The sequence below is a fragment of the Rhizobium sp. SRDI969 genome (genome assembly GCF_025152725.1).
Taxonomy (GTDB): Bacteria; Pseudomonadota; Alphaproteobacteria; order Rhizobiales; family Rhizobiaceae; genus Rhizobium; species Rhizobium leguminosarum_I.
Window position 1 is genome coordinate 3,241,778 of the sequence record NZ_CP104035.1, and the last position, 23,218, is coordinate 3,264,995.

Annotated in this window: 19 protein-coding genes; 12 read left to right on the forward strand and 7 right to left on the reverse strand. The window is 54.7% G+C overall.

Features of this window, described 5'->3' with window-relative positions; genetic code table 11:
• Positions 1-12 precede the first annotated feature (12 nt).
• From N2A41_RS16275 to N2A41_RS16320, 10 genes are all read left to right on the forward strand, one after another.
• Positions 13-966 (forward strand): glycosyltransferase, encoded by a 954-nt coding sequence (locus N2A41_RS16275; protein ID WP_162118017.1) that lies wholly within the window; start codon positions 13-15, stop codon positions 964-966.
• Complete coding sequence (locus tag N2A41_RS16280; protein WP_260109241.1) at positions 963-2,054, forward strand: glycosyltransferase; 1,092 nt, start codon at positions 963-965, stop codon at positions 2,052-2,054. Before N2A41_RS16275 ends, N2A41_RS16280 begins: the two co-directional genes overlap by 4 nt.
• Positions 2,054-3,313, forward strand: a complete 1,260-nt coding sequence (locus tag N2A41_RS16285) for a glycosyltransferase (RefSeq protein WP_260109242.1) — start codon at positions 2,054-2,056, stop codon at positions 3,311-3,313. The genes N2A41_RS16280 and N2A41_RS16285 overlap by 1 nt, the downstream gene beginning before the upstream one ends.
• Positions 3,314-3,368: 55 nt before the next feature.
• The gene (locus N2A41_RS16290; protein ID WP_017965737.1) at positions 3,369-4,715 is read left to right on the forward strand and encodes a polysaccharide pyruvyl transferase family protein; all 1,347 of its coding nucleotides are present in this window, start codon (positions 3,369-3,371) and stop codon (positions 4,713-4,715) included.
• A complete protein-coding gene (locus N2A41_RS16295; RefSeq protein WP_017965738.1) occupies positions 4,712-6,229 on the forward strand; it encodes a lipopolysaccharide biosynthesis protein in 1,518 nt (505 codons plus the stop codon). The genes N2A41_RS16290 and N2A41_RS16295 overlap by 4 nt, the downstream gene beginning before the upstream one ends.
• Positions 6,230-6,270: 41 nt before the next feature.
• Positions 6,271-7,224 carry a glycosyltransferase gene (locus N2A41_RS16300; protein WP_170262146.1) on the forward strand — a complete coding sequence of 318 codons (954 nt, stop codon included), beginning with the start codon at positions 6,271-6,273 and terminating at the stop codon, positions 7,222-7,224.
• A gap of 9 nt (positions 7,225-7,233) precedes the next feature.
• Complete coding sequence (locus N2A41_RS16305) at positions 7,234-8,118, forward strand: glycosyltransferase family 2 protein (protein ID WP_170262145.1); 885 nt, start codon at positions 7,234-7,236, stop codon at positions 8,116-8,118.
• A complete protein-coding gene (locus tag N2A41_RS16310) occupies positions 8,115-9,095 on the forward strand; it encodes a glycosyltransferase family A protein (protein ID WP_260109243.1) in 981 nt (326 codons plus the stop codon). The genes N2A41_RS16305 and N2A41_RS16310 overlap by 4 nt, the downstream gene beginning before the upstream one ends.
• A 208-nt stretch (positions 9,096-9,303) precedes the next feature.
• A complete protein-coding gene (locus N2A41_RS16315; protein WP_170279012.1) occupies positions 9,304-9,762 on the forward strand; it encodes a glucuronosyltransferase in 459 nt (152 codons plus the stop codon).
• The gene (locus N2A41_RS16320; protein ID WP_017965743.1) at positions 9,759-10,235 is read left to right on the forward strand and encodes a glycosyltransferase; all 477 of its coding nucleotides are present in this window, start codon (positions 9,759-9,761) and stop codon (positions 10,233-10,235) included. Before N2A41_RS16315 ends, N2A41_RS16320 begins: the two co-directional genes overlap by 4 nt.
• Positions 10,236-10,277: 42 nt before the next feature.
• Here N2A41_RS16320 and N2A41_RS16325 read toward each other — a convergent pair whose 3' ends face one another.
• From N2A41_RS16325 to N2A41_RS16340, 4 genes are all read right to left on the reverse strand, one after another.
• Positions 10,278-10,973, reverse strand: a complete 696-nt coding sequence (locus tag N2A41_RS16325) for an SGNH/GDSL hydrolase family protein (RefSeq protein ID WP_222295652.1) — start codon at positions 10,971-10,973, stop codon at positions 10,278-10,280.
• Positions 10,974-11,122: 149 nt separating this feature from the next.
• The gene (locus N2A41_RS16330) at positions 11,123-12,430 is read right to left on the reverse strand and encodes an HlyD family type I secretion periplasmic adaptor subunit (protein WP_260109244.1); all 1,308 of its coding nucleotides are present in this window, start codon (positions 12,428-12,430) and stop codon (positions 11,123-11,125) included.
• Positions 12,431-12,445: 15 nt separating this feature from the next.
• A complete protein-coding gene (locus tag N2A41_RS16335) occupies positions 12,446-14,212 on the reverse strand; it encodes a type I secretion system permease/ATPase (protein ID WP_017965746.1) in 1,767 nt (588 codons plus the stop codon).
• 462 nt (positions 14,213-14,674) lie between these two features.
• Positions 14,675-16,285, reverse strand: coding sequence for a right-handed parallel beta-helix repeat-containing protein (locus N2A41_RS16340; protein WP_260109245.1), 1,611 nt, complete (start codon positions 16,283-16,285; stop codon positions 14,675-14,677).
• 689 nt (positions 16,286-16,974) lie between these two features.
• Between N2A41_RS16340 and N2A41_RS16345 the strand changes: the two genes are divergently transcribed.
• Positions 16,975-17,685 carry an Ig-like domain-containing protein gene (locus N2A41_RS16345; RefSeq protein WP_017965748.1) on the forward strand — a complete coding sequence of 237 codons (711 nt, stop codon included), beginning with the start codon at positions 16,975-16,977 and terminating at the stop codon, positions 17,683-17,685.
• Positions 17,686-18,158: 473 nt separating this feature from the next.
• Positions 18,159-19,208: an acyltransferase family protein gene (locus N2A41_RS16350; protein ID WP_260109246.1), complete on the forward strand. Its 1,050-nt coding sequence runs from the start codon at positions 18,159-18,161 to the stop codon at positions 19,206-19,208.
• A 192-nt stretch (positions 19,209-19,400) separates the two neighbouring features.
• Here the strand turns inward: N2A41_RS16350 and N2A41_RS16355 are convergent, their stop codons facing one another.
• Genes N2A41_RS16355 through N2A41_RS16365 form a run of 3 tightly spaced genes read right to left on the reverse strand, consistent with a single transcriptional unit; the run spans position 19,401 to position 23,140 of the window.
• Entirely contained in the window at positions 19,401-20,105 is a 705-nt protein-coding gene (locus N2A41_RS16355) for a hypothetical protein (protein ID WP_170279017.1), read from the reverse strand.
• A complete protein-coding gene (locus tag N2A41_RS16360; protein WP_222386735.1) occupies positions 20,105-22,381 on the reverse strand; it encodes a polysaccharide biosynthesis tyrosine autokinase in 2,277 nt (758 codons plus the stop codon). Before N2A41_RS16360 ends, N2A41_RS16355 begins: the two co-directional genes overlap by 1 nt.
• Positions 22,382-22,432: 51 nt before the next feature.
• Positions 22,433-23,140 (reverse strand): sugar transporter, encoded by a 708-nt coding sequence (locus N2A41_RS16365; RefSeq protein WP_222386736.1) that lies wholly within the window; start codon positions 23,138-23,140, stop codon positions 22,433-22,435.
• Between the last annotated feature and the right edge of the window lie 78 nt (positions 23,141-23,218).

The following is a 23,218-nucleotide window of genomic DNA, read 5'->3' on the forward strand; positions in this document are numbered from 1 at the left end:
TGAGAGAGCAATATGAGCACGATAAAGGTCACCATCCTTTTTTCGACCTATAATGGCGCAAAGACGCTACCCCGGATGTTGGAGGCGCTGACCAAGACGACGCTTCCGCGCGATCAGTGGAAGATCGTGGCCGTCGACAACAACAGCAAGGACAATACGCGCGAAATCCTCGACGCCTTTCTGGACCGGCTGCCGCTTGAGATCTATTTCGAGCCCAGGCAGGGAAAGGAAAATGCGCTCGAAACCGGTTTCAAGCATCTCGATGGTGATCTTGTCATCTTTACTGATGATGACGTTATCCCCCAATCAGATTGGGTTGAGACGTTTCTGCGGGTGTCGGAAGAGAGGCACGACTTCAATATCTTCAGTGGCCTCATCAAGCCCGCTTGGGACGTGACACCTCCAGAATGGGTTCTGAGCTGGGCGCCACTCAATATCCTTTATGCCGACAATTCGAAGGTGCCGGTGGGCGAAATACCGAGTGCCTGGGTCCACGGTCCCAATTGCGCCTATCGTCGAGCGAGCCTGGGCGACGCCTACCGCACCAATGCCGGATTGGGGCCGAATGCGAGTGTTGCCCAATATGCAATGGGGCAGGATACGATGTTTGCCATCGGTATCGATGCCAAGGCATACCATACCGATGCTGCCGTTGTCGGGCACATCGTCCCTGCTGATTATCTTTCCGAGAAATGGATACTGGGGCGCGCGGAGCGCTACGGGTTGGGACAGCCAGTGACGATGCCCGCCTGGTTCAAGGAGCCCCTCTTTGTATTCGGAATTCCGGCCAAGTCCACGATGCTTATGGCTTATGCCTTTCTCAGATATTTTCTCCTGCGATGGATGGGCGACGCCGAAACCCGTTTCAAAGCTGCATGGGAATATCGGAGGCGACTTGGAAACTTTAGGAAAATTAGGTCTTTAGGGCAGGATAGCCGGGGCGCCTTGAAGGGCGATCCTGCATGAAGATTGCCATTATCGCGCCCATCCAGCATCCGATCGGAAAGCCTTTTCGAGGAGGCGTTGAATCACAATTGTGGTTCCTCACCCGCGGGCTCGTCAGCCGCGGGCATGACGTAAAACTTTTCGCCGCATCAGATAGCGATAGCTCACTGCCTCTGCACCCGATCGTGGATAGCTCCGTACTGAATTCTGAGCGCCTGCAGAAACATGACGGGCGGTGGATCGAAAAATATCGGCGCTTTCAAAGAAACCGGATCGCGGATCAGGCATATTCGCGCATGATCGATGTGGTCTGCGCTTCCAAATTCGATATCGTGCACAACAATTCACTATCGAAATACCCCCTAGCGAATGCGCATCGCCTGGGCGCTCCGGTGGTGACGACGATCCATACGCCCGTCTTCAAGGAAGTGGTTGAAGGCGCTAAGGCCGCGAGGTCTAGAAAGGGCTCGGATTTCGTTTGCGTTTCGCGATTTCTACAAGAATCTTGGCGCCCCTATATCGAAAGCAAGGTCGCCTATAACGGCGTTGATCTAAATGGCTGGCATTTCAGCGAACAACCCGATCGGAAGAGAACGGCCATATGGTATGGCCGAATAAATCGCCAGAAGGCGCCGCATATGGCGGTGCGAGCTGCCCTGGAGGCAGGATTTTCCATCTCGTTATACGGCTTGGCAGAAGACATGTCGTACTTCGAGACTATGGTGAAACCGCTGTTGGATCCTGAACGCGCGGTCTATCATGGTTTGGCGGATCATTCCGAGCTTTCACTTGCCATCGGCAAAGCGTCGGTGGCGGTATTCTTGCCTGAATGGGATGAACCCTTCGGCCTGACTTTCGTGGAGGCACTGGCTTGTGGGACGCCGATCGTTGCTTATCAAAGCGGTGCGGCACCCGAAATCATCGACAAGGACAGCGGTATTTTCGTCGAGCGGAATGCGAGCGTGAATTTCAAGCAGATTTTCACTGAGGCGAGCCAGTTGTCGCGCGAGAACTGCCGTAACCGTGCAAAGCAGTTTTCGATGGATTCGATGCTTGCAAACTACGAGAGAATTTATTCCGAAACGATACAGGGAGCCAGTGTTCGCTGATGAATACTATGACGACCGAGTTGAATGTTGTCTATTTCAGTCTGAACTATCCGGAGCTCAGCCAGACCTTCGTATTCAATGAGATGCGCAGTCTTCGTGATGAGGGAGCAGCTGTGCGGGTTGTCGCATTGCGCCACGCGGAAGTCGGGGCGTCCGATCTGCCGGCAAAATATGGCTTCTCGAACGCCGTAGATTTTGTGCTGTCGCCGGGCGTTCGCCCCCGCAGATCCAGAAGGGTCTTGCAAGCTGCTCGAGCAATGACGGAATGCGGTGTTGGCATTGGCGCTGCACTCCGTGCCAGCATGAAAAATCGGGCTAATGGTTTGCGCGAAATGCCCTTTTCGCTAAAGCTCCAGGTGGCTGCCAAACTGCAACCGAAAAGCCAGAGGCCGGTGATCCACTGCCATTTTGGTCCTGCCGGTCAATTCATGGCGGATCTGAAGAAGCTCGGACTCGGCACAGCGCCGCTTTCAGTGGTTTTTCATGGTTATGACCTTACCCAATATATGCAGGACAAGCGCGCCGACCTATACCACGATCTGTTCGAGCAAGCAGACCTTCTGCTGCCGATCAGCGATCTCTGGCACCGCCGTTTGATCGAACTCGGCGCGCCGCCAGAGAAGATCCGCACCCAGCGCCTCGGCATCGATTGCAGGGCCTTTCGCTTCAGGGAAAGGGTGAAAAGGTCCGACCAGCCACTACGCTTGATCTCAGTGGGCCGTATGACCGAAAAGAAAGGGCACCGCTATATTCTTGAGGCATTTGCCCAACTGGTCGCCAGCCAGCCCGATCTCGACATCCGCCTCGACTTGATCGGATCAGGCCCGCTGTTCGATGACATTCGCGCGCTCGCCGATCATTATCAGCTAGGCAGCCGTCTCGTCTTGCACGGAAGCCTTCAGCATGACGAGGTGCGCACGCTCCTGGATGAAGCGCATGTATTCGTACTGCCGAGCGTGACGGCTGCCGATGGCGATATGGAAGGCATACCAGTTGCGATCATGGAAGCCATGGCTCTAGGCCTTGCCGTTATTAGCACACATCACAGCGGTATCCCGGAATTGGTCGCAGACGGAAAGTCCGGTCTGCTGGTCCCTGAACGCGATGTTGAGGCCTTAAGCGCGGCAATGCAAACACTTGCGGCGAACCCCGAAAAGATCGCATCGATGGGACGCGAAGGACGAAATATTATCGAAGAAAATTATAACGAAGAAAAGCAGGCCAAAAAACTCCTCGCAGCTCTGAGTAGTATAAGATGATGCTATTTAAGCAAGTGCTTTAATGGCTTCAAACAAAAGGATCTGATGGGTCGTCATGTTGATTTTGATAGAAAATACCGTTTGTTTGAACGCGGGTGATGCGGCGATCGCGCTGGCAATAATGCGGATCTTGCGACGCGCATTCGGTGAGAAAAGTGAATTTGTCGTTTTTGACAGTAACCCAGAGGTTGCAGCGCGATATTATCCTGACATCAGATTTCGACCGCTGACAACAACTCTGACAGCAACACCATCGATTTCGCTCCCATTCGTTGGGAAGCGCTTCGCGATACGGTTGCGCCGCAATATCGACCGTTTAAAAAAGCATGAGTTTCGGAGATTGCTGAGTTCGGCGCGAAATAATGGAAGCGTCGGCTGGAGTCCGCTTCTGAACAAGCAAGTTCGCGAAAATATCGAACTCTACGCCAAGGCAGACCTTATTGTATCCACAGGGGGGACATACCTCGTTGAGCACTACGATATTTCATCTCGCCTTGAAGAATTCGAAAAGGATTTAATGCTTGGAAAGCCGCTGGTATTGTTTACGCAGTCACTCGGCCCGTTCAACAAACGGGAAAACCAGAGCAGAATTAAATCTATCATCGATCAAGCCAGATTTACCCTTTTGAGAGATGTAAAATCCGAAGGTAATTTGCGCGCTATCGGCGTCAAGCATGATCGTCTTAAAGTTGTATCAGATAGCGTTTTTGCCTTTGCAGATATGGAACGTCTATCAGCGCGCCCGCAATCAGGGGGATCAAAAAAGCTCAAAGTCGCTATATCCGTCCGTGACTGGGCACATTTTGACGGACTTTCGCCACAGCAAGGTATGGCTCAATACAGAAATGCAATCTCTCAAGCAGTTGTAGCGCTGGTGAAGACAAAGAATGCAGAGGTCACGTTTCTGTCAACTTGCCAGGGCATTGCCGAGTACCACTATGATGACTCCATTGTCGCCCAGGGGATTGCTAACGAATTGGATGCAGAGACACAAAAATCGGTCTCCGTTGATTCAGGGTTTTATGGCCCCGATGCACTCCTCAAAAAAGTGGCCGATTTTGATTTCGTGATCTCCACACGCATGCACATGGCTATTTTATCACTGTGTGCCGGGGTGCCGGTGCTTCCAATCTCATATGAATTCAAGACCACAGAACTGTACAACGGTCTGTCTCAGAGCCAATGGGTAACAGACATATCGCACATCGAGCCCGTGAGCTTTACCGAACGCGTACTCGAATTCACCGAGCATCTGGATGAATTCTTTCAAGCTGCCGCGCCAAAGATTCGTGAACAGTCTTTATCGGCTTGGTCGGCAGGCCCACTCATCCAGGCATCCTTGTCGTCGCAGTTGCATGACGCAAAAATTGACGCAAAATTTGTAGAGCAGGCATCATCATGACAAATGCACCCAAGCGGATAGGAGCGAAGACACTCCAAGCGTCGTTCTGGTTGATGACAGGTGTCTTCTATGGCCGCCTCGCAAATCTGGCGATGACGATAATCCTCGCACGTATCCTCGTGCCCGCAGATTTTGGTCTTGTGGCGCTGGGCACGACATTACTTATTATCCTGACGTCAGTGACGGACTTGTCTCTGGCAAATGCCCTCATTCATCATCAGGATAACAAGGAGGCTGATTTCCATACTGCTTTTACGCTGAGTGCAATTCGCGGCTTTTTGCTGGCGATTGTTATGGTGATCAGTGGATTTGTTATGGCTCACCTCTATAACGACCCTAGGCTTATTGGCGTTTGCACGGGCCTCGCAGTGCGCCCGCTTTTTAGCGGACTAGGAAGTCCCTACTACGTAACCTTCGCGAAGGAACTCGATTTCGGTACGGTCGCCAAAAACGAGGCGTTGAATTATACCGCGCAACTGGTCGTAGCCGTCGGTGTCGCCTGGTTTACCGAGAGTTACTGGGCAATCGTCGCAGGTGCGGTGGCCGCGTCCACTACCGGAATTGTCGCGACTTATATTAGGGCGCCTTATATTCCCCACTTCACATTGTCCTCGTGGCGAAAACTTACCAACTTTTCAGTTTGGGTTACGCTAAATCAATTCGTTACGATTATCGGGAATCGCTTTGATAACTTCCTTGCCGGCGGCCTGCTCGGAATTTCGAGCTTTGGCGCATATAATGTCGGCAACAATATCGCAGCTATGATTACGCAATCCGCGTTTCAGCCGCTGGAACGGGTCCTGTTTCCCAGTTTTGCAAAATTGACTGGAGACAAGGCGAGATTAAATGAAGCTTTCCAGAAAAGTCAGGCTTCTCTTTTCGCGATCGGCTTTCCGATGGGTGTCGGCCTTGCGTTGGTGGCCGAGCCTTTCGTGTATCTGACGCTCGGACCCAAATGGTCTATTGCCGTCACTGTTATTCACTTTATCGCACCGGTACTTGGAATGCAGATCGTGTTCGGCCCCTCGAACGCTCTTGCCTATGCTCTGGGCGCCACCCGAACTCTTTTCAACAGGGGCATCGTACTCCTCATATTTAGAGTGCCGATCGTGCTGACTGGCCTCTATTTCTTTGGCCTCGTTGGTCTGCTCGTTGCTCGAGTGATATCCGGAGGCGTAGTGGTGTCGATTGTCAATTTCTATATCGTCAGATCCTTGACCGGGCTTAGTCCATGGCGGCAGTTGCTCGTGACCTGGCGGTCATGGGTCAGCGGCGGCGCCATGGTGTTAGCACTCCTGACGCTACGAGATTTTTCGGCGCCGATAGCGACCAATTTGGGCGCGGGCAAGATGCTTGTCGAAACCGTCCTGCTTGGGGGCGGCGTCTATTGCTGCGTTCACGCCTTGCTTTGGGTGATGAGTGGCCGATCGCAAGTTGGGATTGAGTCGGAGTTGGTCAAGATGGCTTCTGGTGTTTTAGGGCGTTTCAAGAAACTACACCGGCGATCGATATAAGGCGGCCCGCCAATGTAGATTCGAAAAGGAGTCCATGAGGCATGGCAGATCCTAAAATCAGTGTCGTCTTTTCATCTTATAATGGTGCAAGCCGCAGGTTGAAGCACACCTTGGAATCCCTCGTTCATCAGGATCTATCCCCTGATCAGTGGGAGTTGATTGCTGTCGATAACAACAGCGGAGACAACACAATGGATCTATTGGAGACGTATCGCGAGCGCCTGCCAATCTTGATCCTGAAACATTCGCAGCCGGGCAAATCAAGCGCGCTCAACGCCGCACTTGAGAAAGCCGGCGGGTCTCTTGTCGTATTTACCGACGATGATATACGCGCCGAACCTGATTGGCTTCGCGAAATTGCTGCTTGCGCGGATGCCAACCCGCACTATGGCATTTTTGGCGGCAGGATTGTTGCCGAATGGGAGCATCTTCCGACCGGAAATCCTCTGCTCGAATGGATTCCTATGGGATCGACCTTTGCGATTGTCGACGAGCAGATCAGCGGGCCCTGCGATCCTACGAAAGTGTGGGGACCGAACACTATCGTGCGACGGAGCGCTCTAGGTTCGGACGTTCGATATAGAGAAGATCTCGGCCCCCTACCGGGAGGGTTGTTCGCAATGGGCGAAGACCAGGAGATCATCATGCGCCTCTCGGCGCGCGGGGTGCAAGCCTATCGTTGCGCCGAGGCCGTCGTTCATCACTGGATTCCCGCATCCAGCGTGAATGAGCTTTGGGTTCAGAAGCGCGGAGAACGACTTGGATACGGCGTACCCGCGCTCTTTCCGCAGGATGTCCCAACTGGACCGCGGATCGCGGGTGTACCCATGAAGACTTGGATCGAGAGCGCGCAATGGGCGTTGCGCGCCGCCCTGCTCTATCCCACGCCCTCTTCGAGGAAGCGGTTCTGGGCAATCTGGAAGAACTACTATATGCGCGGCTATAGAGCGGGCGTAAGGCGGTATGCACCGTCGATACCGGTTACAAATCGCTAGGGGATGGGCATGAAAATTTCCGTTCTGATCAACAACTACAACTACGCGACCTATCTACGCGCCTGCATCGATAGCGCACTCGAGCAGGATTATCCGGAGTTCGAAGTGGTGGTGGTCGACGACGGATCGACCGACGATTCTCGCCAGATCCTTGCCTCCTACGGGGAACGGATCCTGACGGTATTGAAGGAAAACGGTGGCCAGGCCTCGAGCTTCAACGCGGGTTTTGCGGCCGCAAGCGGCGATATCCTTTTTCTCCTCGATGCCGATGATGCGTTTCTGCCCGGCAAACTTGCTCGTATCGCCGAGATCTACGATCGCAACGAGATCGACTGGTGCTTCGATCGGGTGACGACCGAGGAAAGCGACCAGCCTCCTGCAGCGCTGCAAGTGACACTGTTCGACAAGCGGGACACGCTTCGCAGGGGCGGCTTTCCCTCGCTTCCGGTTCCGACATCGGGCTTGAGCTTCCGCCGCCACCTGCTGTCCCAGATCCTGCCGATGTCCGTCGCGACAGACGTCGTCCTCAGCGACAATTATATCAAGTTTGCTGCTGCCTTTCTCGGCCGCGGCGCGATCGTCGAAACACCGCTGACGTTTCAGCGCATTCATGAGTCGAACCGCTACACAGGTACAAGCAGAGCAAAGACGCTGCGCCCGCGGATCATGATCGCAACTGGGCTGGAACTGGCACGCCGCTATGACGGGCTGCAGGCACTCGGCAAGAGCCTGGTGGCCGGCGGCATTGCCGAAACGACATCGCTGCTGAAGCTCCGGGGCGAAGCTCGCAACACGGTGGCCGGCGGTCCGTTCGGCGATGCTGCCGCGACCGAAGTGGCCTTGATGGCGGCGCGCAAACGTTTGGGAAATATGCTGCGGAGAGGACAGTCATGAATCAGCAACAGACTTTTCCGCATTCATCCGTCGGCACGGAAGCAGGCACCGCACCGCTGAATATCGCCGTCGGCGTGCTGACCTATCGACGCCTCGACGGGATCGCCAAGCTGCTCGACGTGATGACCCGCCAGGTCAGGCATCCGGATCGCCCCTATCATCTCACTATGGTGATCGTGGATAATGATGCGGCCGGCAGCGCAAAGGCCACGGTGGAGGGTTTCGGCCAGACTGGTGCCTACGACCTGATCTACGTCATCGAACAAAACCAGGGCATACCCTTTGCGCGCAATCGCGCGCTGGATTCAGCGCCCCTCGGCACCGACCTCTTCTGCTTTCTCGACGATGATGAATGGCCGGTCGACGGCTGGCTGGACGCGATGCTGGAGACAAGGAAGAAAAACCGCGCCGATTGCGTCTATGGCCCCGTCCAACCGGTCTATCCCGAAAACCCGCCGGAATATTTCATCAAGGCAAGGGTGTTCGAGCGCAAGAAGAACAAAGACGGCCAACGCATTTCTTATGCCGCCTCGAACAACGTCATGTTCGACTATCCCCTGATCCGCTCATGGAATCTGCGTTTTGAAGAGAAGATGCGCTTCACCGGGGGCACGGATTATCTGTTCTTCAATCAGGCCATTCGCCGTGGCATGCAGGTTTTCTGGGCTGATAAGGCGCTTGTCCATGATATCGTTCCTGCCAGCCGGATGACCTGGAAATGGGTATTGCAAAGACAATACCGGCTCGGCAATACCTTCGCAGTCAGCGAGGTCCTGCATGGCAACCTCAAGCGCCGGATCTATCGCGCGGCCTATGGCGCCACCAGAGTCGTGCTTGGACTGCTCATGCTGCCGGCGATCTTGATTTCGCCCTATTGGGGCATGCGAGCCCTCACCCATGTTCTGCGCGGTGCGGGCATGGTTAATGGAATTCTCGGACATGCATATCAGGAATACAAGCCCAATGCCGCTCTCTGATATTGTTTGCAAGAGCGCCCCTTGGAAGAGTTCTGACCCTTATTATCTTCCAGATGAAAACTCATGAGTGATTGGCTGTCCATGAACTTCAAGGCTTCAACCAACCGGGCCAAAAATGCTACACTTCTACTGAACTATCGTGACACAGCCGCTATTCGAACCGAATGGTTTTCGCGCTTCATCGGTCAAATATAGGAGATGCCTGTCTATGGCTGAGAAAAAATTGAAGGTTCTCGCTGCCTCGTCGGGAGGCGGTCATTGGGAGCAGCTGATGGCCATGCGCGGCGCATTCGAGGGCTGCGATATCGTCTTTGCGACGACCATCCCGGGACTGCTTGCAAAATACGACATTCGGGACGGAGTGGTCCTTCCCGATTGCAGCCGCGACTCGATTGCCATGTCGATCCGGTGCTTTTTCAGCGCCTTCTCCATCGTCATCAAGCAGAGGCCAGACGTCATTATCTCGACCGGTGCGGCGCCTGGGCTTTTTTGCCTGCTTGCCGGCAAATTGACGGGCAAGCGGACGATCTGGATCGATAGCGTCGCCAATGTCGAGAAGCTGTCCCTATCGGGTAAATTGGCCGGCCATATTGCGACGCTCTGGCTCACGCAATGGCAACATCTGTCGCGGCCGGATGGCCCGCATTACGCAGGAGCTGTCCTTTGATCCTTGTCACCGTCGGAACACAGCTGCCGTTTGATCGCCTCGTCAGGTCTGTCGACACCTTTGCAAAGGAACTGTCCAAACCGGTTCTGGCGCAGATCGGCAGAGGCAGTTACACGCCACAGAATATGAAATGGATCAAGAATATCGAGCCTAAGGACTTCGATAAGGTCTTTCGCGATGCAACGGTCATCGTCTCTCATGCGGGAATTGGCACTGTGCTCACGGCCAAGCGTTTTGGGAAGCCGATCATTCTCGTTCCCCGACAGGCGGCGCTCGGCGAGCACCGAAACGATCATCAGCTTGCCACGGTGGGTCAGCTCGCAGGCCGACCGGGTATCTACGTCGCACATACCGATGACGATCTCAGGAACTATCTGCTTGAAGAGCTGGATAGCCCGTCTCACGAAGATTCGTCGGAGGCCGGCCGGGCTTCGCTGGTCACCTACTTGAAAACCTATATTGCGGCCGTCTGACCTGGAAGCCGCCAAAATCTGTGACGGATTTGAGAAATCTTTTCACTCTCCGCAATTGTTGCCGGCGATACGTTTGACGAGTTCAGGCGCGATGACTTTGGAGGCCATGTCGGGCTGAGGATGCACGCCGTCGGGAATTGCCGTGGCCAGGTCATCCGGTGTAAGACGCTCCCAGTTGGGCCGGTGGTCGACAAACTCCAGACCACGTTTTTCCGCCTCCGCCTGATGTGCAGAGACATAGCTATTGACGAAGGGGCGGATCAGCCCACGCAATCCTGAAAACGGATTCATGGCCATGACGATGATCCGCGCTTGCGGCAGGCGCTGCTGGAGTTGGTCGAGAATGTCGCCGATATTCTTTCGGCTTTGCGCAAGCGACACGAATCGATGCAATGTTGCATCATTGGCGTAGAGTTCAATTAGGATGATATCCGGCTGCGCGGCAACCACGCGATCAACTTGGGTAAGGGCCCATAATGACGTCTCGCCGCTCTTTGCAACACTCTCGACTTTCACGGGCCTTTGCAGGCAGGCTGCAAGCCTTGTCTCGAGAGCGGGCTGCCATCCCCCGCGAGCCGTTAAGGATGTGCCGAAAGCCACTATTTTCAGCGGCTGAGCGCCATCGGCATGGCCGTTTTTGACCGCTGAAAACATTACCAGACACGCCAGAAACAGAACCAATCCATAAGCCGATCGCTTCTCAGTCGGCGCCCCTCGCCAAGGCAGCAAACACATCATGGGGAGACCTTGCAGCAGGCTTGAGACAATTTCGTGAAATGGCCGCTCATGCCCATTCGAGCAAGGCGAAACTATCCAACCTCAGCCTGGCGGATGATACCGGCTGCTTTGAGACGTTAAGGCTCCTAACGACCCGAAACAGCCGCCAATCACTCCTGGCGAAATACGTGTTGCATCTGATCGGTCAGCGGCTTCGTCAGATAGGATATCACGGTCCGGTCGCCGATCTTGATGAAGACCTCGGCCGGCATGCCGGGATAGAGCTTTATCGTCTTCAATTTGGCAATGCTTTCAGCTTTCGGCTTGACGCGCAGGGGATAGTAGCTGATGCCCGTGCGCTCATCCTTGACGATATCAGGGGCGATTGAGGTAATCTCACCGCTCACATCAGGCGTCGTGCGTTGATCGAAAGCGCTGAAACGCACATCGACGGACTGGCCGACGCGAACCTGATCAATATCGCGGGTGGCGACTTTCGCCTCGACCGTAAGTTCGTTATTTTCGGGAACGACGAGCATCAACGTCTGACCGGGATCGATAACACCATTGACGGTGTGAACCGAAAGTTCGTGAACTCGCCCAGTCAACGGTGCGGTAATGTCGAGACGGTGCAGCTGATCGACTGCGGTTCCGCGGCGCTCTTCATATTCGGCGATCTGCGCCTCGACGTCGGTCAGGTCCTTTGCAATTTCCGAACGACGATCCTCATCCAACTGGATCGACTGGCGATCGATCTCGATTGCCTTACCTTCGGCCTCCGCCTTAGCTGCGATTTCCTGGCCGCTGTTGCCCTGGAGATCGGCGCGGGCGCGCTTGAGCGTATTCAAACGCTGAAGCGTGACGAGGCCTTTCTTGTAGAGCGTATCAATGCCTTCAAGCTCCTGTTCGATCAAGCCCAGGGAATCGTTGGTGGCGTTGATCTGAACGACCAACCCCTTTACCTGCTCGGCCAGTTGATCCTTGCGGGATGCCAGCTGGCTCTTCATTCCGATGAGCGCCGTCCTGCGACTGTCGAACAATTTCTGCTCGCCATCGAGAAGCTTCTGCGCCGAAGTGCTGGATGTCAGATCGCTGATGTTTTCCTCGACCTCGAACGATTCGGCGCCGATCCGTTCCGCCTTCAGACGGGCACGGCGCGCATAAAGCTGAGCGAGCGTGCTTTCGACAATCGAAAGGTTCGCTCTGGTCGTCGTCCCATCGAGCCGGATCAGGACCTGCCCTGCCGTCACATGGTCGTTTTCCGAGACCAGCAATTCCGACACGATACCACCTGTCAGGTGCTGGATCTTCTTTACATCGCCGTCGACGACGATTACGCCCTCGCCGATGACTGCGCTCGACAGCTCTGACGTCGCCGCCCAACCGCCAATGCCGCAAACGAGGGCTATCGACAACACACCGACGACGGCAACATGCCGATTGAGGGAGCGTTTCGATTCACTGATAACCTTGATCACAATCTTCCTTCTGGCCTATTCGGCCGCATTTATGCCGTCGACGACGACTTTAAGCTGAGCCACGCGCTCGGCAATCGGCGTACGCGCCGCTTCCGGCCGGCTGACCCTTGCCAGAACTTCCTCTTTGGGACCGAACGCGATCATACGGCCTTCCTGCATCATCAGCACGAAGTCGCAGACTGCCAGAACGCCTGACCGATGTGCGATGACAACGACAATGCCGCCGCGCGCCCGCACGCTCATGATCGCGGCACTCAGCGCCCGCTCGCCTTCTTCATCGAGATTGGAGTTCGGTTCGTCGAGCACGACGAGGAATGGCTCGCCGTAAAGCGCTCTTGCAAGCGCGATACGCTGCCTCTGGCCGGCCGAAAGCGCAGCACCGCCTTCGCCGATTTCGGTTTCGTAACCGTTCGGTAGACGAAGAATAAGATCGTGAACACGCGCCGCTCTCGCTGCGGCAACCACTGTCTCAGGCGACATCTCCTTCGCGAAACGGCAGATATTCTGCGCGACGGTCCCCGAGAAAAGCTCCACATCCTGCGGGAGATAACCGATATGCCGGCCAAGCGCGTCGCCATCCCACTGGTCGAGTGCTGCGCCATCGAGACGAATGGACCCTCTGACGGTCGGCCAGATACCCATCATCGCCCGCGCCAGCGACGACTTACCCGAGGCGCTGTAACCAATGACACCAAGCGCGCTCCCTGCCCTTAAGCCGAAGCTGATATCGGAGATGACCAGGCGCTGACCCGCCGGCGGTCCACTCGCCAAGCCCTCGACCGTGACTTGCTTGGTAGGAGCCGCGAGCGCAAGGGGGGCTGGAATCTCAGGAATGGTTTTCAGCAGGCTCGAAAGCCGCGCCCAACTCTGCTGAGCAGAAACGAAACCACGCCAATTTCCAATCGCCGCTTCGACAGGCGCCAGGGCGCGCGAGGTCAATATCGAGCCCGCGATGATAATTCCCGAAGAGGCCTGCCCTTGAATGACCAGGATTGCGCCGGTCGCGAGCGTTCCCGATTGCAGAGCAATACGGAAAATCTTCGACAAGGTCGCATATCCGTTGCCGACATCCGATGCCTGCCGGGTGATCGTCCGATATTCACTGTTCTTGCGGTCCCAGATTTCGGCCATCGTGCCTGCCATACCCATGGCGTGAATAACCTCGGAGTTGCGGATCGAGGTCTGCGCGAAGGCATTCCGCATATTGGCGGAGTCAGACTGCTTTTTGGAGAGCGTACGCGTTCCCTGATTGGTCATGAACGTCAGGATAGCGAGAACCAGCGATCCACCGATCGCGATATATCCGATCGCCGGATGAAAGAGGAAGCAGATTACGATATAGAACGGCAACCAGGGCAGATCGAACATCGCTGTCGGCCCCATACCGGACAGGAAGGTTCTGATCTGGTCGAAGTCGCGCAACGGCTGAAGCCCGTCTCCGCCGATTTTGACTTTCAACGGAGCCTTGATCAGCGCGCGGAACACACGTCCGTTCACCATCTCGTCAAGCGCACCGGCAACACGTACAAGCATCCTGCTTCGCAGAACCTCGAACGCTCCTTGAAAACAGTAAAGCATTAACGCAAGTATTGCCAGGACAACCAGCGATGGTATACTTTTACTAGGGATGACCCGGTCATACACCTCAAGCATAAAAAATGAACTTGTAAGGTATAGGATATTAATAAGCGCGCTTGCTATTCCGATGAAAACGAGCCCCCCCTTGCATTTCTTTAATGCTTTGGATGGCTCGCTGACATCAGCTGCTGAATTCTGAAACACGAAATAATCCCTCTCTTACCGCATCGCACGAAAGCAAATATGCCGGCGCAACTCCAGCTCCGGGTCCACGCCCGATCAATGACACGACTGCATTGGCCCCCCGACACCGGCGCCGGACCCGCTTGCAAGCCCACGACCTATTACATGAATCCAACCAAAAAGTGGCCAAAAACTCCAATTTATAACGAGCGGTTTCAGGAATTCTGTCTTGACGCTACGCTAAATATACCAACCTAAGCAAGTGAAAATCGCAGATTGCCCAACAACGGCGCAGAGAGATGAACGTATCGCGCGCATATGTGCGACCATTACTCCGGCGTTAACTTTAAATTCAATCTGTAGTTCATTTTTCCTTTGAACGGCGGAACTATTTTTTTATCCGCACCTTCGACCGCCGCGACACCCCTTCATCATCAAGCTTTCAGATGTTGAACAGCGGGCCGGCGCTCTTTTTGGCGTGATTCAAACCAGCAGGTGCGATGCTTGGCTGCTATGGAACGCGTCCACATCGATATAAACGCCGAGCGAGTCGGTATCGATGTGAGAAGCGCCGTCAGAAATCTTGTATTGGAAGGATTCGCTGACCTTTCCGCTGAGACCGGCGATTTTCACCGCATCGACTGTATACGTGTAATCACCATCGCTCTCCACATGGATGACTCCGTATTTCCCGGTCAGCGTCAGGCCATGCTTATCCACTGCACTGTCACCGAAGCGACGAAGCAGCACGGTTCCATTGATTGCGCTATCGTTTTCGAGGAGGTTGCCATGATAGGCGCTGCCCGTATCCGTCGAGATCTTCAGGCTGTCATGGGCTGCGACGATCTTGGGAACGGCGACGGTGGGTGCTGTGGAAACCTGCGCTTCGGTCGCGGGCGCCGGAGTGCTTGTCTGCGTCGGTGTTGACGGTTCGACATGCGGCTCCACAACCGGTGTGGTAGGCGTCTCACTGTTGGACGGGGTGTTGCCAGTCGCAGCGTCGAGTTCGGCCTGCGCTTGCTCCAGCGTTTTATTATCGTTGATCAAAAAGGTGCTCTGGAGGGCAATTGCGACCGGCATTGTCAACGTCGACACCACGCTGTCGATGACATTATCATGAAAAGAGCCGGATGCAGGCCTGTCGACCTTCAGCGCTGAAGACGACAGGTCGTCAAAGACATTACCATGAATATCGATATCGATGCGTGTATAACTTGGGTAACCTGCAGCGCTGATCGACACGCCCCAGACGCCGTCATGAATATAGTTTCCACTGATATCGTAATTTGTCGCATTGCCCTGATCGCCAAGGCCGATACCGTAGGACCAACTATAGCCGCCGTATCCCGAGATGTCGTTGTTGTGGATGGCGATATTCGTGCCCGCGTTGGCACCTATCCCGAAACCGCCGCCGACCACGGTGTTGTCCTCGACCACTGCATTTACAGCCCGAACAAGCGCTAGAACGCCCTTTGCGCTATTGGTCTCCGTTTGCTCCAGATGGTTACCCTTGATCAGGATATTGCTGCTGTCGTTCAACTGAACGGCGTCCGCCGCAGCGCCTTGGCTGTTAATGACCAGGTTATTGACGATGGTAACGCCAATCACCCTATCCATCCAGATGCCGTCTCCGTTCACCCCGGAAATCTTGCTGTTCTCGATGGTAATGTTCTGGCTGCTCTGGAAATTGACGGAACCGGGCTTGCCGGCAAGTCCGGTATTTTCGACCTCGACGTTGCGGACGATCCAGTTAGAGACATTTCCCGCATATATCGCCCCACCGCCGGTATCAGCAATCTTGATGTTCTCCACAATGATGTTTGACGCTTTCGATCCGTGGATGCCGTCATTGCTACTGTGAATGACCGGCGCATCGCCAACGCCGTAACTGCCAATGGTAATCGGAGAGTTGACAGTGCCGGAGTATTTCAGGTCGAATTGTTCGTTAAACACGCTTCCGGCGGCAAGCAGCACGTTGTCTCCCGGCTTTAACCTCAAGGATTCGACTGCGGAAAGCGTCGCGAAAGCCGACTGCTCGCTCATCCCACTATTCTGATTGGATCCCGTTGCCGAATTTACATAGTAGACGGTCACGCCATGATCTCCCAAAGATACTGGAAAATCTTTTACCTGCGGACCCCTCTCTGCCTCCTGAAATGGAACACTAAAATGCGTTCTATCTCGCGATAATTCTTACATCCTCTACAAATTATCTCCGCTTCTCTCATATTTCGCATTGCAAAAAAAGTTGCGCTGCACAATTATGAATAAGTTGGCTGACATCAGCGGTGACATTAAGACTATCTTCCAGGACACGCATATTAATTTGCGAAACTTGCGCCTCGAAAGAAACGTTACCCGATAACCATATGTGACAAGAGCACGACATCAGTCACTTCGCCGAAAACCATGAGATAGAGCGGGAAACGAAACAATACAGCGATGTCACGCCATAGCCCGTAGTGATTATATCAATATCTCATCTGCACACCTGAACTTCAGCGTATTTTTATAAATTACCTTTGCATAAACATCCTTATCTCCTGAAGAACAATGGATTCGTATCTGTTATTCGACATTTTCTCTTATTTTAAAAGTAACAATCCCTTGGCGTTTCATTGCCCTATGCGAGTTCAAGGTGTGTCATTATTGTACAATACACCCCAAAAACGTTCACTTGCTGTTAATTACACCCTTGACTCTCAGTATTAAGATATTCTTAATCGGGCGGCTCGCTAAAGGTCAGAATTGACCTAGCAAAGAACAATTCAAGGAGAGAACCGATGGCTGTTCACGCAACCGACGATAGTGCAACATTCCTGGAAACTGACGCCATTTCAGGAAATCTGCTTTCCAACGACTCATCCGATAACGGACACCTGTTCCTGCGCGCCTTCGACGGTGCGAGCGTTGGCGCCAAGAGCGGCAACAGCCAGGTCACAGAGATCCAGGGCGACTACGGCACCTTCTTCGTCAAGCCTGACGGTAGTTACACTTATGTCCTGAGCGACGCTGCCAAGATCGGCTTCACCAATGGTGAATTGATCCAAGAGAAGGTCTCGTACAAGATCTCCGACGGCAGCGGTCATACCGATTTTGGCCTGTTCACTCTGAACATTCAGGGCGTAACCCAGGTCAAGCCGATTGCGGTCGACGATCACTACAGCTTCAACGAAGGCGACGTCATCGGCGGCAACGCCCTGGACAACGATATTGCCGGCGACAATGGCAAGCTCTTCCTCCGTCAGTTCGATGGCAAGGCTGTAAACGGCGATCCGAGCGCAACGACCGACGTCACCGGAGCCTACGGTACGTTCCATGTGAAGGCAGATGGTTCATTCACCTATGATCTGGCAGCGGATATCGCTCCGGGCGATCACGTCACGGAAACAGTCCAGTATTACAAGATCTCGGACGGCGAAGGCCACACCGATGCCGGCATTCTGACGCTCAATATCACGGGCACGGATTTTGTCTCCGGCGCCAGCGTCTGATCGTCAACACCCAGTCAATAAACAATGCCTGCCGCGCAGACGGCGGGCATTATTTATGCAAGTTGAGTTCCTCAAGAGAATAGGTGCTCAGCTGTCTGCGACCAGATGAATCGCATCGAGGCTTTCAGCAAGGCGCGAAACGACCACGCCCAGCACAGCACGAATTATGTTTCATCCGGGCACCGGATTATACCGCCGCGCTTTGTTCCGGCATCCTGCGCAGCGCTCCTATTCGGCTTATGTAAAGCGGCGTCGCGTCTGTCGGAAATACCCGATAAAATCGAGGCGGGTGTAAACAGCGCCTGGTCCCGATCGCCTATCGGGCCTCATACCGCCGTGTTGTCCAGCAACACCTGGGAATACCCGCCGATGTGAAATGTTGACGACATATCGGTCCTGTTCGGGAGGCCATACTTTCTTGACAATGATAAGCTAGGCAGGTTTAAGAGTCTCTCATTAGCGCGGGGACTTTGATGATCTACTCGCTTCAGTACCTAAGGGCGCTGGCCGCCACTGCCGTGGTCATTTTCCACATTGGACTAATCTTTGGCTGGAACTGGCGACCAATGGCCGCCGGCGTCGATCTGTTCTTCCTGATCAGCGGCTTCATAATGTGGTCCGTAACGGCTAACAAACAAACGAGGCCGGGCGAGTTTCTAGCGCGTCGCTTGATAAAGATCGTTCCTCTATATTGGCTCTTCACTGCCGTGTTCGTTGTCGGGGTGACATTATCACCTGGACCGTTTAACAACCATACGTCGCAGCCAATACAAATTGTTATGTCATTGTTCTTCATCCCCTATTACGATCAAAGCGGAAAAATAGTACCTGCCTTGGATGTCGGCTGGACACTCAACTATGAGATGTTCTTTTATTTGATTTTTTCGCTTTCCTTGCTGCTTCGTGAGCGCTATCGCCTGCCGTGCATCACCCTGACCTTAGTGTCCCTCGTCCTGGCTGGAGCGCTCCCCTTCAAAAATGCGCCATTCGAGGTAGCCACGTCCCCTATGCTTGTGGAGTTTGCTGCAGGAATTTTGATAGCAGCTTGGCACCAGTCTGGCCGCTCTCTCACCAGAGGCGCGGATCTGCTTTTCATCGTTGCCGGCCTAATCGGCATCGCACTTTCGTTCATTATGCAGCCACTGGAAGGCACTGCCGGGCGTGTTTTGATGTGGGGCCTTCCTGCGGCGTTGATACTCTTTGGGGCGTTGTCCTATGAAAAGAACCACAGAGTATGGCGGATCGAATGGCTAAAGATGCTCGGGGACGCCTCCTATGCCACTTATCTATCGCACCCGATTACAATCGCCGTCTGCAAATACTTGCTTTCCAAGGCTGGCCTTGAACGGCGGGATATAGCGCTGAGCCAGCAGTTGCTTCTTTTCACGCTGACATTCTTGGCGCTGATGGTAGTTGGCGTCGCCTGCTATTATATCTTTGACAAGCCATCTCATGATTTTCTGCGCCGACGGATAAACAAATTTGGGAAAAGGCCGGTCGTCAGATCAAGCCCTCTTCAATAACGAAGCGCTTACGAACCTAGTTAGCCAGTCCCGTACGGATCGCGAGCGACGCGACACTTTCGAGCGCAGTTTCTATGTTTCGACCTGCCATGACCGCCGAAACTTGCAAACCAATACTTCATAATTCGCGTAAGATCGCCAATTCAGGGCGTTGGGTATTCTTTGCATGCGGCTAAAAAAACCGCATTGCGATTACTTGCTGCAACGCTGTCGGAATCGCGCCGTCGCAGCCTCTCCAACGCTCGTCCAGGTTTGATCGAAGATTGGACGAAGCTGTGGGCTGATCTCTTTTATCGTGGCGTTGACCCTGCAACGATCGCCCAGTTTCAGCATCGTCGTGAGATCGCTATCGAGCGCACGCTTTGCCGCGGCAAGCGTTGCATCGGTAAAATCGTTCCAGAAATAAAACCGCGTCAGAATCATCACCTGGTCGTAGGGCGCGAGCACGACCGAACGCTTCATAATCTCTGCGATCGCGACCGGCTCTTCCGCAATTGTCGACTCCACGGCCGCAAGGCGAAGCCAAAAATTGCTGTTCGTCGGCATGCATGAAAGCGCATACCGCAGATACTGGCGGGCACTCGACGCCGCAACGGCCCAGGCGTCGTAGTTGACATTAACATTCTGCCGATCGAGTTGCGCCAGAACGAGGGTTACGCCAGCAGCCACGATGTCTGATCGACAATAATGTCCGTCAACGACGTCGACACTACGCAACGCATATTTGGTCACGACATCATCCGCGACGGTCTCCCCACGCTCGATCCTTTCGGCGACGATCGAGATGCTGGCCGTTCTTATCGAAGCGGAGAGCTCTCGACCGGCCAGCACCGCAAAGACGACGGTGACGATAACGAAAGCGATCCTGGTAACCGAAACGACCTGACCGCGGAACATCAGCTTTCGGTGTAGTATCGCGAATACCGCTTATAATAATACTCGCTCGAACCGAATGTCCGGTAAAGCTTCATCTGCGACGGGTCGACCTTGGTCAATATAGTGCCGACGCACTTCGCATAGAGCTCCGGCTCGGACAGCAGGGTCGACTGCACGACCTTGCGCGATGTCTTTCCCCACTCAATAACGAAAACCACCGCATCCAGCTTCGAATTGATGGCGCGTGCGTCCACAACCGGCGCCAAGGGCGGCAGGTCGACGATAATATAATCGAAGCTTTGACGTGCCGTTTGAAGAAGCTGATCCATGCCGCGTGACGCAAGCAGCTCCGACGAATGCGGAACACGATACCGTGCCACCGTCGGCAAAAATGCGAGCTTTGTTTTGGGATCGAGAAGGATAAGATCCTTGAGCGGGCGGCTGTCGACGATCGCCTCGAGCAAGCCGGCCTCGGCATGGCGGCCGATCGCCCGGGTAGCACCGGGATTGCGCATGTCGCCGTCGATAAGCAGGCAACGCGCACCCTGCATTGCCAGGAGCTTGGCAAAGTTGATGGATGTCGTAGACTTCCCCTCACCGGGCAAGCTCGACACGACACCGATGACCTTGCAGCGCTGGTCGGCAGCACTGAGGTCGATGGCAATCTTCGCGCTTCGAAGCGTCTCGGCAAATGCCGAGAGCGGATGCTCCTCGACATAGGTCGTGGTCTTCCCGCCCCTGGCGATGCTTCGCGGATTGCCGGGATCAATAAGTGTCGGATCGTCGACGCTATTTTCAATCAGTGGCATGACACCGAGAGACTCGACATCGAGCACGTCCCTGACATCATCGCCGGTGCGGAAAAACCGATCCCGGAATTCGCGGAAGGCGGCTATACCACTTCCAAATGCACATCCCACGAACATCGCGAAAGCCACGACGAGAGCTCTCTTCGGAGCGCTCGGCTTCGTCGGCGTCTCCGCTGTCGTGATGATGCGCGCAGCGGTAATCGGAAAGCTCTGCTGTTGAATTGCTTCCTGATAGCGCGTCAAGAAGCTCTGATAGAGATTCTTATAGGTATCGCGCGTGCGCTCCAGCTCGCGAAGCTGCACCTGCGTTTCGCCCGCCGTTGCGGCAACGCCCGTCGCCTGTGTCACACTGTCGCGCAGAGAAGTTTCCCGCGATTTCGCGACCTGCAGCTCGCTTTGGTAGCTTTCGGCGATGCGATTCAACTCATCGAACATGAGCCTCTTATATTCTTCCATTTCCGCACGAAGCCGAACCGCCTGGACGTGATCGGGCCCGAGCCGCGCCTCAATTTCGGTCTCGAGCTTGGAAGCTTCCAGATATTTCTTGCGCAGGTCGTTCGAAATGGAGCTGTCGAGCACATCCGTGACGATCGCATCGGTCTGCTTGGCGTCGATGATCGACTTGACGCGGGCATATCGTGCCTCGGCCTTCGCTGTCTCGGCCTGCGCATTGATCAATTGGGTGTTGATCTCGGAAAGCTGCTGCTCGCTAATCAGCGTACCGGATCCGGCCTCGACAAGCCCATGCTCGCCGCGGAATTTTTGAACCGCAAGGTCGGTGTCCAGCGCCTGCTGCCGGAGCTCTTCGATACGCTCCTGCAGCCATTGGCCGGCCCGGCGTGTCGCCTCGTATTTCGAATTGAGCTTGTCGACCAGATAGACGTCGGCGATCCCAGCCGCGATATCACGCGCCAGGCCGGGCGACTGCGCGGTATAGCTGACATCGAGGACGTAGGACCGGCCGACGCGTTCGACATCGATATTGCCTGCGACAGTTTCCGCAGCGCCTCGCCGCCTCATTTCCGGATCGGGGGCGACGACTGCATCATCGGCAAACCACGACCGAAAATTCATGAAGGATTTCAACGTCGAAACGGAAAAGAGCGAGGTTTTCGGTGCCATGAACTCCGGATTGTCGACAAGTTTCAGCTTGTCGACGACAGCATAGGCGATGGTGTCAGACTTCAATAGTTCGACCTGACTGAGGACAGTACCTTCGTCATCGTCCATCTGGCCGAAAGCCGCCAGCTGGTTGATCACCTGACTATCGCTGCGGTCGATCAGCACACTTGTGTCGGCGGTGTAAACAGGCACCGACGTCAGGACATACACAATGCCGAGAATGGCGAAGGCGAAACCGCACGCCGCAACCATCCGCCACTGTCGGCGGGCGATTGCGATGAGCTTGTCGAAATCGATGAAGTCAGCTTCGTTTCCAGTATCGCGGGAGGGGTCGATACGCGGCGTAAGTTTATCTGGCGATAGCAATTTCGATCTCCAACAAAAGCGTCAAGCGCTAAGATCTACGGGCAATTCCAGCTATTGTATGACCGGGACACTCTGACTCGTCGACTGCGTCGGATCGGTGGACGACTGCCCAGCCGCTCCGATGCTGACGATCGTCGTCGTTGAAGTCGACGATGAATCATCTGCGCCGGCATTCGAAACCTTCAGCGTACCCGCAGTTGTGACCGCGCCGTCGAACGGCGTACCATCGTCCGCTCCAGGCCCGGTTTGTCCAACTTGCCCGTCATTGCCGATGCCGGATGCGGCAGCTGCAGCACTTCCACCCGGACCGAGCGCCGCGGTGCCGCCTTCAGCCAGAACCTTCGCAAAGGCGGCAAGGAGCGGCGCAAGATTCGGATCGGTGCTCGCCGCCTCGGCGACGGCCTTTTCGATGGCTAGCTTGAATAGTGGATCCGTTACCTGGCAGCTGTTTGCGGCCCGCCCAAGACCGGAACCGATAGCGGCCATCTGTGCGGCATCCGCTTTCTTGGCCTGCTCGATCACCAGCGACAGCGCGTCATTGCTGCTCCCAACCAGTGCGCGGACGCTCGATGACAAAACCAGCGGATCGGACATATCAAGCAGAGCGGTGGGGTTGGCCGTAAATCCATTGATATCGACGAAAGTCACGCTTGAAAGCTTGACGCAAGCTGCTGCAAAAGCGCTTGAATTCATGCTGGCAAATATCGCGACGACAATTCCGCTGTACGCAAGCTTACGATAAACACCTGAACTTGCCATAACCACAGTCCTTCATCAAATCCGCAATATAGGCCGCCGGCACTGATCATTCGCGATCGATGCCGGCGACCTATTTCA

What these genes read in the sequence shown, in the direction of transcription:
- N2A41_RS16290 (WP_017965737.1), top strand. Translation starts at nt 3,369, where the DNA reads ATGTTGATTTTGATAGAAAATACCGTTTGTTTGAACGCGGGTGATGCG.
- N2A41_RS16315 (WP_170279012.1), top strand. Translation starts at nt 9,304, where the DNA reads ATGGCTGAGAAAAAATTGAAGGTTCTCGCTGCCTCGTCGGGAGGCGGT.
- N2A41_RS16345 (WP_017965748.1), top strand. Translation starts at nt 16,975, where the DNA reads ATGGCTGTTCACGCAACCGACGATAGTGCAACATTCCTGGAAACTGAC.
- N2A41_RS16300 (WP_170262146.1), top strand. Translation starts at nt 6,271, where the DNA reads ATGGCAGATCCTAAAATCAGTGTCGTCTTTTCATCTTATAATGGTGCA.
- N2A41_RS16350 (WP_260109246.1), top strand. Translation starts at nt 18,159, where the DNA reads ATGATCTACTCGCTTCAGTACCTAAGGGCGCTGGCCGCCACTGCCGTG.
- N2A41_RS16280 (WP_260109241.1), top strand. Translation starts at nt 963, where the DNA reads ATGAAGATTGCCATTATCGCGCCCATCCAGCATCCGATCGGAAAGCCT.
- N2A41_RS16325 (WP_222295652.1), bottom strand. Translation starts at nt 10,973, where the DNA reads ATGATGTGTTTGCTGCCTTGGCGAGGGGCGCCGACTGAGAAGCGATCG.
- N2A41_RS16275 (WP_162118017.1), top strand. Translation starts at nt 13, where the DNA reads ATGAGCACGATAAAGGTCACCATCCTTTTTTCGACCTATAATGGCGCA.
- N2A41_RS16285 (WP_260109242.1), top strand. Translation starts at nt 2,054, where the DNA reads ATGAATACTATGACGACCGAGTTGAATGTTGTCTATTTCAGTCTGAAC.
- N2A41_RS16305 (WP_170262145.1), top strand. Translation starts at nt 7,234, where the DNA reads ATGAAAATTTCCGTTCTGATCAACAACTACAACTACGCGACCTATCTA.
- N2A41_RS16295 (WP_017965738.1), top strand. Translation starts at nt 4,712, where the DNA reads ATGACAAATGCACCCAAGCGGATAGGAGCGAAGACACTCCAAGCGTCG.
- N2A41_RS16355 (WP_170279017.1), bottom strand. Translation starts at nt 20,105, where the DNA reads ATGTTCCGCGGTCAGGTCGTTTCGGTTACCAGGATCGCTTTCGTTATC.
- N2A41_RS16365 (WP_222386736.1), bottom strand. Translation starts at nt 23,140, where the DNA reads ATGGCAAGTTCAGGTGTTTATCGTAAGCTTGCGTACAGCGGAATTGTC.
- N2A41_RS16310 (WP_260109243.1), top strand. Translation starts at nt 8,115, where the DNA reads ATGAATCAGCAACAGACTTTTCCGCATTCATCCGTCGGCACGGAAGCA.